Raw genomic sequence first — 12,462 nt, forward strand, 5'->3', positions numbered from 1 at the left:
GTGGCACCTCCCTGGCTCATGGCTCCGCGTCCAGCAGGCGTTCCGCCGCCTCCGGCGGCCTCATCAACGGCCGCCACAGCACGGCTCCGGCGACCACGACCAAGATCCCCGCGATGGCGTACGGGGCGCGCAGGCTCGCCGACGCGGCGAACGCGCCGCCGGCGAGCGCGCCCAGCGGCAGCGCCCCCCAGGCGAAGAACCGCTGCACGCTGCTCACCCGCCCCAGATGCGAGGCAGGGACGGTGACCTGGCGGATCGAGACGAACACCACGTTGGACACCGCCACGCCGACACCGAACGCGATGCCCGCCACCGCCGTGGGGACGACGCCGACGACGGTCGCCAGCAGCAGGTTCGACCCCGCGTGCAGCGCCAGCCCGAGCGCCAGGGACGCCCTGCGGCCGATCCGGTCCACGACCCGCTTGGCGTGCCAGCCGCCGACCGCCGCCCCCACCGCCACCATGGCGGACAGCACGCCGAACGTGAGCTCGTTCCCGCCGAGCAACTGCAGGACGTACAGGACGAAGACGGCCACGGTCATGGCGCGCGCGAAGTTGAGCACCGCCAGCATCAGCGTCCACGTCCGCAGGAACGCCGACGCCCAGGTCAGGGCGAGGCCCTCGCGGATCGAGGCGAGCAGCCCCGGCTTGGGGCCGGTGCCGGCGGGCGCGTCGGGCGGGTTCAGCGACGTGCGCAACCGGCCCAGCAGCAGGGCGCTGACCGCGAACGTCAGCGCGTCCAGCCAGAACGGGACCGCCTGCCGCCAGGCGAACAGGACGCTGCCCACCGGCGGGCCCGCGAACTCGTTGGCCACCATCTCCGCCGACAGCAGCCGGGAGTTGCCGCGTTCGAGCTGGTGCGGCGGCAGCACGGCGGGCACGGCGGTGGCGGCGGCGCAGTCGAAGAACACCTCCGCGACGCCGAGCACCAGCGCCAGCGCGACGAGCGGCACCATCGAGGCGTGCCCGGCCGTCAGCATCACCGCGAACGCGGCCACCGCCGCGGCGCGGACGATCTGCAGCCGCACCATCAGCCGCCTGCGGTCCACGCGGTCGGCGACGGCCCCGGCGACCAGCGCGAGCAGCAGCCACGGCAGGTAGGAGACGGCGCTGACGACCGACACGGTGAGCGGCGTCGGGTCGATGGCGGCGGCCAGCAGCGGGATCGCCGTCAGCCGCATCCCGTCGCCCAGGTTCGAGGCCACGGACGAAGACCACAGCCGCCAGTAGTCGCCGGGCAGCGGCGTCTTGGCGCGGGGTGGCCCGCTCATGCGGCTCCCGTCCCGTAGCTGAAGAAGCCGCGCCCGGCCTTGCGGCCGGAACGCCCCTCGCCGACCAGCCGCAGCAGCAGCGGGTCGGGCTGGAAACGCTCCTCGCCGGTGAAGCGGACGAGCATGCGCAGCGAGTGCACGACGGTGTCGAGCCCGATGAGGTCCGCGGTGGCCAGCGGGCCGAGCCGGTGGCCGTTGCAGGCCGTGAAGACGGCGTCCACGTCGGCGGGCGCGGCCACGCCCGTGCGGACGAGCGCGGCGGCGTCGTTGACCATCGGCATGAGCACCCTGTTGGCCACGAAGCCGGGGCCGTCCCCGACGGTGACGGCCGCGAACCCGGCGTCGTCCAGGATCCGGGTGGCGCGCTCGGCGGTGGCCTGCGCCGTGGCGGGGCCGGTGATCAGCTCGACCGTCCTGATCTCGGTCGCGGGGATCATGAAGTGCAGTCCCAGCAGCCTTCCCGGGTCCTCGTGGGCCTTGGCCAGGAAGGAGATGGGGATCACGGAGGTGTTGGCGGCGATGACCGTGCCCGGCGGGGCGGCGGCCAGGCCGCGATGGACGGCCAGCTTGAGTTCCGCGTCCTCGGTGACGTTCTCCACGACCAGGCCGGCGGTGGCGGCGCGGTGCAGGTCACCGGTGGTCGTGATCCGCTCCATCAGGACGTCGCCGGGCACCGTCGTCGCCTTGCGGAGCAGGCGGGCCAGGTGGGCGCGGCGGATCGCCGCCGTCGCCTGGGCGAGCGCGTCCGGGTCGCGGTCCATCAGGACGACGGGGCCGTGCTCGGCGAAGGCGTGCGCGACCGTGCGGCCGATCTGCCCGGCGCCGACGACGCCGACGCTCACCGCATGGGCGATTTGTCCGACGCTCACCGCTGCTCCTCGGGGGAAGCCCGGAGTGCGGCGAGGCGGCGGCGCACGCTCAGCGGGGTGATGTCCGTCCAGATCCGCCCGATGTGCTCCAGGCACTCCTGCCGGGTCCCCGTGAAGCCGATCTCGTGCCACCCCGCGGGCACCGGCTGCCCGGTGTCCCACACGGAGTACTGCTCCTCGTCGTTGACCACCACGGTGAACGGGGTGGCGCCGGTCGGGTCATCCATGGGCTTCCCTCTTCGACGGTTGCGGTGGTGAAGGACGCTACGCCCGTTCAGAGGCGGCGTTCCAGCAGTTCGGCGTGCAGCGCGGCGCCCAGCGCCTGGTGCTCGGCGGGGACGACGGAGAAGTGCGTGCCCGGCACCTCGCGGACCGCGACGCGGCCGGCGTACGCCGCCCAGCCCAGGTCGCGGGCCAGGTTCACCCCCGGCTCAGGGCCGCCCGCCGTGCGGAGCAGCAGCAGCTCACCGTCCCAGCGGCGGGGCCGGTGCGACAGGACGGCCTCCTCGTTCGCGCGCAGCAGCCGCAGCAGGACGCGCAGCCGTCCCGGGGTCATCGCGCCGGAGAAGTGCCCCTCGTCCTGGGCGAGCTGCAACACGCGGGCGAGCCGGCCGTCGGCGTCCAGCCCGTCCAGCTCCTCGTCAGGGATGACGTAGTCGTGGTCCAGCACCAGCAGATACCGCAGCAGCTCGTGCTCGTTGCCGGGCAGGCGGTGCGGACGCAGGTCCACGGGGGCGGCGTCGATCGGGACGACCAGCGGCACCTCGATGCCCGCCTCCCCCAGCCGCAGCGCCAGCTCCTGCGCCAGGGTGCCGCCGAAGGACCAGCCGCCGACGACCAGCGGCCCGCGCAGCCCGTGGTCGGTGAGGGTCTTCACGAAACGCTCGCAGATCGTGCCGGCGTCCTCCAGCGGCTCGTCCTCGCCGTTGAGCCCCACCGACGACAGGCCGAACACGACGCGATCCTCGCCCAGCCGCTTGGCGAACGGGTAGTAGCTGAGCGGGCTGCCGCCCGACGGCGGGACCAGCACCACGGGCGTGCCGGGGCCGCCGCCGCTCAGCTCGACCAGCGAGGCCGCCGCGGGCAGCACCGCGTCCGACTGGACGAGCTGCGCGAGCGCCGCCGGCGTCGGGCACTCGAACAGCACGTTCAGCGGGAGCTGAACGTCCAGCTCCTGCTCCAGCTCCGTCAGCAGCCGCACCGCGAGCAGCGAGTGCCCGCCCAGGTCGAAGAAGTTGTCGTGCACGCCGACCGGGGCCAGGCCCAGCGTCCGCTCGAACCGCCGCACGATGCTCAGCTCCGCCCGGTCGCGCGGCGGCACCGAGCCGGCCGAGGCGGGCTCCGACACCGCGGCGGACAGGGCGTCCAGCGCGTCCAGGTCCACCTTGCCGTTGGCGGCCATCGGCAGCTCCGCCAGCCACGTGTAGCGGTGCGGGACCAGGTAGTCGGGCAGCGTCCTGCGCAGGAACGCGCGCAGCTCCTTCGCGCCCGCGGTGCGGCGGGGCCGCGCCGGCACCAGGAAGGCGATCAGCGCGGCGTCCCTGCCGCTGCCCCTCGCCCGGACCACGGCGTTCAGCACGTCCGGATGGGCCCGCAGCGAGCTCTCGATCTCGCCGGGCTCCACCCGGAAGCCGTGCACCTTGATCTGGTCGTCCACCCGGCCCAGGAACTCCAGCTCCCCGCCGGGCCGCCGCCGCACCAGGTCGCCGGTCCGGTACATGCGCGCCCCTGGAACGGCGGCGAACGGGTCGGGCACGAACCTGTCCGCGGTGAGCGCCGCCTGGCCCGCGTACCCCAGCGCCAGCCCGCCGCCGCCCAGATGCAGCTCCCCGATCACGCCCGCCGGCGCCGGCCGCAGCGCCTCGTCCAGCACGTACGCGCGCACCCCCGGATACGGCCGCCCGACGGGCACCAGCCGGTCGTCCCCGTCCACCGGCCCGGCGGCGGACGCGTCGTGAACCGAGCAGAGGCTGTCGATCGCCGCCTCCGTCACCCCGAAGATGTTCACGATCAGCGCGTCGTCGTCGAGGTAGCGGCGGGTGGCGCGCAGCTCCGACTCCCGCCACGACTCCAGGCCGCAGCACAGCAACCGCACCCCGCCCAGCCCGCCGCCCGACTCCGCCAGCAGGTCGATCAGCTCGGCGCGCAGGTGCGCGGGCACCAGCTCGACCGTGTTGACGCCGAACTCCTCGATGGTGGCGCGCAGCTCGCGCGGCCCGCGCACCGCGTCCTCGCCGGCCAGCACCAGGCTGCCGCCCGTGCCCAGTGCACGCAGCACGTCGCCGGTGAACACGTCGAACGCGGTGGTCGCCAGGCTCAGGACGCGCAGGTCCGTCCCGGCGCGGTCGCGCAGCGCCCGCCACGCCGCCAGGAACGGGGTCAGCGCCCGGTGCGCGACCAGGACGCCCTTCGGCGTGCCCGTGGAGCCGGAGGTGAAGATGACGTAGGCGGGACGGTCCAGGTCGGGCGGCGGAAGCACGCCGTCGCCGTCCACGTCCAGCTCCTCCGGCCGGTACGTTCTGACCTCGCCGGTGTGCTCGTGGGTGTGTTCGCCGGGGTGCTCGGCGGGGTGTTCGCCGGGGTGCTCGGCGGGGTGCTCGGCGGTGTGCTCGTCGGTCACCAGCAGGGTGGCGCCGGCGGTGGCGAGCAGCCGCTTCCTGCGGGCCGGCGGCGTGTCGGCGGTCAGCGGCAGGTACGCCGCGCCCGCCAGCCAAGCGCCGAGAATCGTGACGACGGCCTCCTCCGACCGGGGCAGCGACATCGCGACCGTGTCGCCCGGCCGCACCCCTCGCGCGACCAGCCCGTACGCCCTGCGCCGCGCCCGCCCCAGCAACTCCGCGTACCCGACCGTCCCAAGCCCGGACACCAGCGCCGCCCGCCCCGGATCCTCCCGCGCGACCCGCCGGGCCACGTCGAGCAGGTGCGCCTCCTCCAGGGACGCCCCCTCGTCGAAGGGCCGCACGGCGTGCCGCATGGCGTCCTCGCGCTCGGCCTCGGTGAGCACGCCCAGCTCGGCCAGCGGCACGTCCGGCGTGGCCAGCACCCGGTCCAGCACGGCCAGGAAGTGGCCGCCCATGCGCTCCACCGTGACGTGCTCGAACAGGTCCTTCGAGTACTCCAGCACCGCCGTCATCGAGGACTCGCCCTCGATGTCCCAGATGGTGAGGTTGAGGTCCCAGGGCGCCCGGTCCGGCGGCAGGCCGTAGACGAAGTGCTGGTCGTACGAGCGGCGCTGGGCCAGCCCGCCCATCCGGTGCGGCAGCCGCGGGATGTTCTGGTAGGTGAAGCCGACCTGGAAGATCGGATGGCGGCTCAGGTCGCGCGGCGGCCTCAGCGCCTCCACGACCTTCGTGAACGGCACGTCGTGATGGTCGATGGTGCTCAGGAACGAGCGCCGCAACCGGCGCAGCAGGGTGCGGAAGGACGGCCGGTCCCGCGCGCTGGTTCTGATCGTCACCATGTTGTTGAAGTAGCCGATCATGTCGCGCGTCTCCGGCAGGTCGCGCCCGGCCACGATGGTGCCCATCACCAGGTCCTGGTTGCCGGTGTAGAGGTGCATCAGCGCCTTGTACAGCGTCAGCGTGGCGGTGAACAGCGTGCACCGCTCGCGCTGGGCCAGCACGCGCAGCCCGGCGAGCTGCTCGGCGGTCATCGTGAAGAAGACGTGGCCGCCCCGCTCGCCCAGCTTGGGCGGGCGCGGATGGTCCGTCGGCAGCTCCAGCGGCTGCGCCTGGTCGAGGTAGCCCGTCCAGAAGCCGATCTTCTCGGCGAGGGTGTCTCCGGTCAGCGTGTTGCGCTGCCAGGTGGCGAAGTCGCCGTACTGGATGGTGAGCGGCGGCAGGTCGGGCTCGGCGCCGGACGTCTCGGCCAGGTAGAACGCCGACAGCTCGCGGTCCACGATGGCGGGGCTCCAGCCGTCGTCCACCGAGTGGTGGGTGCCGAACACCAGCAGGTGGTCGTTCTCGCCCATCCTGATCAGCGCGAGCCGGTACAGCGGGCCCCGTTCGAGGTCGTACGGGGTGAGCGCCAGCTCCTTGACCAGCGCGGCCAGCCGATCCCCAGCGCTCTCCGGCAACTCGACCACCGGCAGTTCGACCTCGCCGGGCGGATCCACCACCGCCCGCACCTGACCGTCGGCGGCCGGGACGTACCGGGAACGCAGCACCTCGTGCCGCTCGACCAGCCTGGACACGGCCCGCCGCAGCGCCGCCGTGTCCAGCTCGCCGCGCAGCCGCATGTCGATCGTCACGTTGTAGACCGAGCTGTCCGGGTCGAGCCGCTGCAGGAACCACAGGCTCTCCTGGCCGTGGCTGAGCGGGTAGTCCGCCTGCTCCCGCCTGGTCACGACCGCGCCCGTCGCCGCGCCGCCGCCGCTCTGCTGCAGCTCCACCACGTGGCGGGTGAGCTCCACGAGCGCCGGATGGAAGTACAGGTCGGGCAGCGGCAGTCGGACGCCCAGCTCGCGCCCGATCCGGTCGATCACCTCCAGGCCCAGGATGGAGTTGCCGCCCAGCGAGAAGTAGTCGGGCTCGGGGCCCAGGTCGGGCACCTTGAGCACGTCGCCGAGAATGCGGCGCAACGCCTGCTCGACGTCGTCCGGCGTGCGGACCGCCGTCGGGGTCGCGCTGGTGGTGGCGGCGTGCTCGTCCGGCCTGTCCTGGCCGGGCTGGAGCGGCCACAGGCGGCGGCGTTCGAAGGGGTACGTCGGGAGCGTCACCCGGCGGGGGGACAGGTGGCGGTGGTGCCGCTCCCAATCCACCGGGACGCCCTCGCGGGAGGCGGTGGCCACGAGCGTGTTGACGGCCTGTTCGAGGTCGCTGGACGGGAAGCGCAGCATCCGCTCGGCGCCTGCCTCCTCCACGGCTCTCGCAAGTGGGCTGCCGCCGGGGCCCAGGACGAGGAAGAGCGTGGGCTCCTGCTGGAGGGTGGCGACCGCCGTCCGCACGCCTTCCAGATCGATCGGCGGCGCGGCCTCGCGTTCGGACGCTCCTGGCGCGGCGCCGGTCCCGGACGGCGGTGGCGAGGCCTCGGACGCTGGTGGCGCTGCAGTGCCTTGCACCGCTCGCAGCGTGTGCCGCCCGCGTCCGTTCGCCACGTGACCGGACGGGACGAGCCCGGCGGCCACCACCAGCCGGTACGCCAGCTCCTGCTCGGTCGCCCCATCGGGAGCCTGCTCACCGCGCTCAGCGAGCGCCCGCACCAGTCCCGCCCGCACGCCGCGCGCCTCGCCCCCGCGCGCCTCGCCCCCGCGCGCCTCGCCCCCGCGCGCCTCAGCCCCGTGCACCTGCCCCTCGTGCACCTGCCCCTCGCGCACCGCGCCCGCGCCCGCCTCCCCCAACTCCACCTCATCCGGCAGCACCACCACGAGGTTTGACGCGACGGCGGTGGCGGGCCGTAGCCGCCCCTCCGCCCCCGACCGCGCCTGACGCACGAACTCCGCCGTGTCCCGCACCACCCAAGCGTGCCGGACCGGAAACTCCTCCCGCCCCGCGTTGAGCGTGTAGGCCAGATCCCCCAGCGACAGCCCCGCCCGATCCTCCACGTACTCCGCCATCCGCTCGCAGTGCCGTTCGAGCGCCGCAACCGACCTGGCAGACAGCGTGACCACCTGCCCCGAGGCCCGCTCCCGCCCGCCCCGCTCACGTGGCGGCGGCGTGGTCACGACGGCGTGCGCGTTCGTCCCCGTGAGGCTGAACGAGCTGACCCCGGCGGCCCGCTCGCCCTCGCCCAGCGCGGCGGCGGTGACGGACACGGCGATCCCCGAGCCGTCGAGCACGGCGTCCGGATTCGGGGTGCGGTAGTGCAGCGACGGGTAGATCGTCCGGTTCTCCAGCGCGACGACCGCCTTGACCAGCCCCGCAATGCCCGCCGCCTGGTCGAGGTGCCCGATGTTGGTCTTGACCGAGCCGACCGCGCACGCGTGACCGGGCACCCCGGCCTGGCCGAACGCCGTGGCGAGCGCGGACAGCTCGACGGCGTCCCCCAGCGGCGTGCCGGAGCCGTGCGCCTCGACGAAGTCGAGATCGCGCGGCGAGATCCCGGCCTCCTGCCACGCGTCCAGCAGCAGCTCCACCTGCGCCTGCGTGGAGGGGGCGCTGAGGCCGACGGCGCGGGCGGCGTTGTGGTTGACCACGACGGAGCGGATCACCGCGTGGATGTTGTCGCGGTCGCGCAGCGCCCGTTCGAGCGGTTTGAGCAGCAGGACGGCGCCGCCCTCGCCGTCGGCGGTGCCGTCCGCGTCGGCGTCGAACGCCCGGCACAGGCCGTCGGCCGACATGATCTCGGTGTTCGCCATCGCCTCCCACGTCGGCAGCGACACCCGCAGGCTCACACCCCCGGCGAACGCGTGGTCGCACCGACCGGCCCGCAGCGCGTCCACCGCCTGGGCGACCGCCACCAGCGACCCCGAGCAGCCGGTCTCCACCGCCACGGACGGGCCGCGCAGCCCGAGATGGTAGGAGACCCGCCCGGCGATCGCGGCCGGCGCGGTCCCGAGCATGGACAGCGTGGTCGTCCGGCCGAGCAGCCTGCCGTAGCCCGACGTCGCGGCCGACAGGAACACCCCGGTACGGCCCTCGCCCAGCACCCGGCGCCGGATGCCCGCGTCCTCCATCGCCCGCCAGGCCAGCTCCAGCGCCGCCCGCTGCTGCGGGTCCATGGCCAGCGCGTCGGCGTCGGACACGCGGAAGAACTCGTTGTCGAACAGGTCGATGCGATCGACCGAGCCCATCGGGTAGTCGACGTCGAGCGGCTCGTTGGTGAACCAGCGCCGCCACCGCGAGACCGGGCGGACCGAGCACAGCCCGCTGCTCAGGTTGGCGTGGAACTGCTCGAAGTCGGCCGCGTCCGGCAACGTGACGGCTAGTCCGACGATGGCGATCGGCGCTTCAGGCATGGCGCTGTCCTTCGGCTCTCGGGATGGACGGTCAGACCAGGAACTCCCGCGTCCTGGGCGGCTGCCGGGCGGAGACCAGCTCCGCGGTCTGCTCGACCGTCACGGCGGTGAACAGCTCGATCAGCCGGATCACTCCGGGGAACTCGGCGTCGAGCAGCGCGTGCAACTGGATGAGCTGGAGAGACGAACCGCCGGAGTCGAAGAACGACACGTCGGCGGCCACCCGCTCCACCTGCAACGCCTGCCGCCACGCCGCCGCGACCGTCTCCTCCGTGCCGGGGCGCGGCTCGCGGCCGACCGTGACTCCGGTGCGGGGCAGGGGGATGGCGTTGAGTGCGGTGTGGTCGATTTTGCCGTTGGGGGTGAGGGGGAGGTGGGGGATGGTGATGATGTGGGTGGGGATGTGGTGGTGGGGGAGTTGGTGGGTGAGGTGGGTGTGGATGTGGTGGGGGGTTGGGGTGGGTGGGGTGGTGGTGATGTAGGCGGTGAGGTGGTTGTTTCTGGTGGTGACGGTGGCGTGGGTGATGTGGGGGTGGGTGGTGAGGGCGTGTTCGATTTCGGCGGGTTCGATGCGGTGTCCGGCGATTTTGAGTTGGTGGTCGGTGCGTCCGAGGTAGTGGTGGGTGTGGTGGGGGGTGTGGGTGGTGAGGTCGCCGGTGTGGTAGAGGCGGGTGCCGGGTGGTCCGTGGGGGTTGGGGGTGAAGTGGTCGGCGGTGGTTTGGGGTTGGTGGAGGTAGCCCCAGGCGAGGGTGTGTCCGGTGAGGTGGAGTTGGCCGATGGCGCCGGGTGGGAGGGGTTGTCCGTGGGGGTCGAGGGTGTGGGTGATGGTGTGGGGGAGCGGCTTGCCGATCGGCACCCGTGAGCCCACGGGGCTCTCCACCCGGTGCATGGTGGCGTAGACCGTCGCCTCCGTGGGCCCGTACCCGTTGATCACGCTCTTCGTCCCCAGCTCCAGCAGCTCCGCCGCCAGGTCCGGCGGGAACGCCTCACCCGCGACGACCACGCAGTCCAGGCCCGCGATCATCCGGCGGTAGACGTCGTCGGTGAGCATCAGCCGTACGTGTGACGGCGTCGCCTGCAACCAGCGCAGCGGCACCGGCTCGCCGCCGGCCGTCGAGCCGTGCGTCAGGCGGCCGGGGCCGAAGCCGTCCGACGGGGCGACCACAACCGTTCCGCCGCAGATCAGCGGCCACAACATCTCGACCAGGGAGATGTCGAAGGCGGGGCTGGTCAGCCACTGCGCGCACGTCGGCCGCGGGATCCGCGCCGCCAGCCCCTCGAACAGGGCGGTGAGGTTGCTGTGCGGGACGGCGACGGCCTTAGGCTCCCCGGTGGATCCTGAGGTGAACAGCACGTAGGCCAGGTCGTCCGGGTGCGGCCCGGCCAAAGAGGCGGCGGCGCTGGCCTCTAGGGGTTCGGTGATGAAGAGGGTGGGTTTGGCGATGGTGAGCAGAGTTTTCTGGCGGGCCGGTGGCAGGGCGGGGTCGATGGGCAGGTAGGCGGCGCCGGTTTTCCAGATGGCCAGCAGTGTGGTGATGAGGTGGTGGCCGCGGGGGAGCCGGACGGCCACGATGTGCCCCGGCCCGGCACCCTGTTTCCGCAGTGTATGGGCGATGCCGGTGGAGTGGTGGTCGAGTTCGTCGTAGGTGAGGCGGTGGGTGCCGTCGATGATCGCTGTCAGGTGCGGGGGTACCTGCTGGATCAGTTCCAGCACGGTGGTGCGCGGTGCGGGCGGCAAGGTGGCCTCGGGCGCGGGTGCGCACAGCGGTAGACGAGAGACCCGGGTGTCCGGGGCGGCGACGGCGGCTGAAAGCAGGGTGAGCAGCGCGTCGGTGAAGGACTCGGCCCACTCGCGCGAGAACAGATCCTCCGCGAACACCACCCGCACCTCATGACCGTCCGGCGAAAGCAGCAACCCCACCTGCAAGTCGAACTTGGCCGCGGCCGGAGCCGGCTGCGGGGCCGCCTCCTCGGCGACATATAGCACGTCGAAGAGCGGGTTGCGGTTGGGATGGCGGGGCGGGTTGACGGCCGCGACGACTCGTTCGTACGGAGTGTCCTGGTGGTCGAGCGCGGCCAGGAGATCGTCGCGGATCTGATGCAGCAGATCGGCGAACGTGGGATCGGCTGAGAGGTCGGCGCGCAGCACGATCGTGTTGGCGAGAAAGCCGACCGTCGCGTCGGTGTCGGGGTGGGTGCGGTTGGCGACCGGCGTGCCGATCGTGGTGTCGCCCGTGTTGGCGTAGCGGGCCAGCACCGCGTGCAGCGCCGCCGCCCCCACCATGAACGGCGTGACGCTCTGGTCGTGGACCAGCCCGTCGAACGCGGCACAGGCCGCCGGGGAGAGCCGCCGCCGCGTCCGGCCGCCCCGGCCCGTCGGGGTGGCCGGGCGCGGATGCGTGGTGGGCAGCGGCAGCGGGCCGAGACCGGCCAGGCGCCGCCGCCAGTGGTCCAGCCCGGCGGCGAACCCGCCCGCCGCGTCGTGGTCGCGCTGCCAGGCGGCGTAGTCGCCGAGCTGGATCCGCACCGGAGGCAGCTCCACAGGACGGCCGTCCCGGACGGCCTCGTGGACGGTCTCCAGCTCGCGGCACAGAATGCCCATCGACCAGCCGTCGCACACGATGTGATGCACGACCAGGATGACAGTGCCGGTGCGGTCACCGTGATCGACCACGGTGCAGCGCAGCAGCGGGCCGCGCGCGAGGTCGAACGGCCGCTCGTGGCACTCGCGGCGGACCGCGTCCACCTCCGCGCGGTCCCGGCCGGCGAACTCGACGGGCACCGGCACGGCCGGTTCGACCACCTGCGACAGGCCTCCGGGCCCCCAGACGAACCGCGTCCGCAGCGCCTCGTGCCGCTCCACCAGGTACGCCAGCGCGGCGCGCACCACGTCCGGCCGCGGATCCGTCACCACCACCGACTCGGAGACGTTGTACGCGGACCCCAGCCCCAGCTCCCCGAGCAGCCAGAGCCGCTCCTGGCCATGGCTGGCGGGGAAGGAGTACGACGCAGCGCTCATCTCAGGTGCCTTCGGTCGGGCGTGGTCGGGCCGTCAGCGGGACACGCGCGCCCGGCCGGGTCACGGGCGCCTGCCTGCAGTGCTCCGCGAACGCGCCGAACGTCTGGTGCGTGAAGACGGAGCCCACCGTCACCTGCCGGCGCATCGTGGCGGCCACGGCGGCGGCCACCCGCATCGCGGCCAGGGACGTGCCGCCGAGCGCGAAGAACGAGTCGTCCAGGGAACGCGGCCCCGCCCCGATCGCCTCCGCCCAGATCCCGGCCACGGCACGCTGCACCGCATCCCACTCGCCGTCTTCCGCCTGCGTGCGGGGCAGGGGGATGGCGTTGAGTGCGGTGTGGTCGATTTTGCCGTTGGGGGTGAGGGGGAGGTGGGGGATGGTGATGATGTGGGTGGGGATGTGGTGGTG

The 12,462-nt window shown here is 73.4% G+C and carries 6 protein-coding genes; all 6 read right to left on the reverse strand.

Going from position 1 to position 12,462, the window contains the following annotated elements; all coding sequences use genetic code 11:
• Positions 1 to 16 precede the first annotated feature (16 nt).
• Positions 17 to 1,270, reverse strand: a complete 1,254-nt coding sequence (locus tag ABD331_RS44660) for an MFS transporter (RefSeq protein WP_344489379.1) — start codon at positions 1,268 to 1,270, stop codon at positions 17 to 19.
• Entirely contained in the window at positions 1,267 to 2,139 is an 873-nt protein-coding gene (locus ABD331_RS44665; protein ID WP_344489382.1) for a 3-hydroxyacyl-CoA dehydrogenase family protein, read from the reverse strand. The genes ABD331_RS44660 and ABD331_RS44665 overlap by 4 nt, the downstream gene beginning before the upstream one ends.
• On the reverse strand, positions 2,136 to 2,366 hold the full coding sequence (locus ABD331_RS44670) for an MbtH family protein (RefSeq protein ID WP_344489385.1): 231 nt from the start codon (positions 2,364 to 2,366) through the stop codon (positions 2,136 to 2,138). The genes ABD331_RS44665 and ABD331_RS44670 overlap by 4 nt, the downstream gene beginning before the upstream one ends.
• A gap of 47 nt (positions 2,367 to 2,413) precedes the next feature.
• A complete protein-coding gene (locus ABD331_RS44675) occupies positions 2,414 to 9,034 on the reverse strand; it encodes an amino acid adenylation domain-containing protein (RefSeq protein ID WP_344489388.1) in 6,621 nt (2,206 codons plus the stop codon).
• Positions 9,035 to 9,065: 31 nt separating this feature from the next.
• A complete protein-coding gene (locus tag ABD331_RS44680; protein ID WP_344489391.1) occupies positions 9,066 to 12,053 on the reverse strand; it encodes a non-ribosomal peptide synthetase in 2,988 nt (995 codons plus the stop codon).
• Between the two features lies 1 nt (position 12,054).
• Positions 12,055 to 12,462: phosphopantetheine-binding protein (locus ABD331_RS44685; RefSeq protein WP_344489394.1), on the reverse strand; the 408-nt coding region annotated here is incomplete at its 5' end.

Origin of the sequence: Nonomuraea monospora (assembly GCF_039531895.1) — a bacterium.
GTDB lineage: Bacteria > Actinomycetota > Actinomycetes > Streptosporangiales > Streptosporangiaceae > Nonomuraea > Nonomuraea monospora.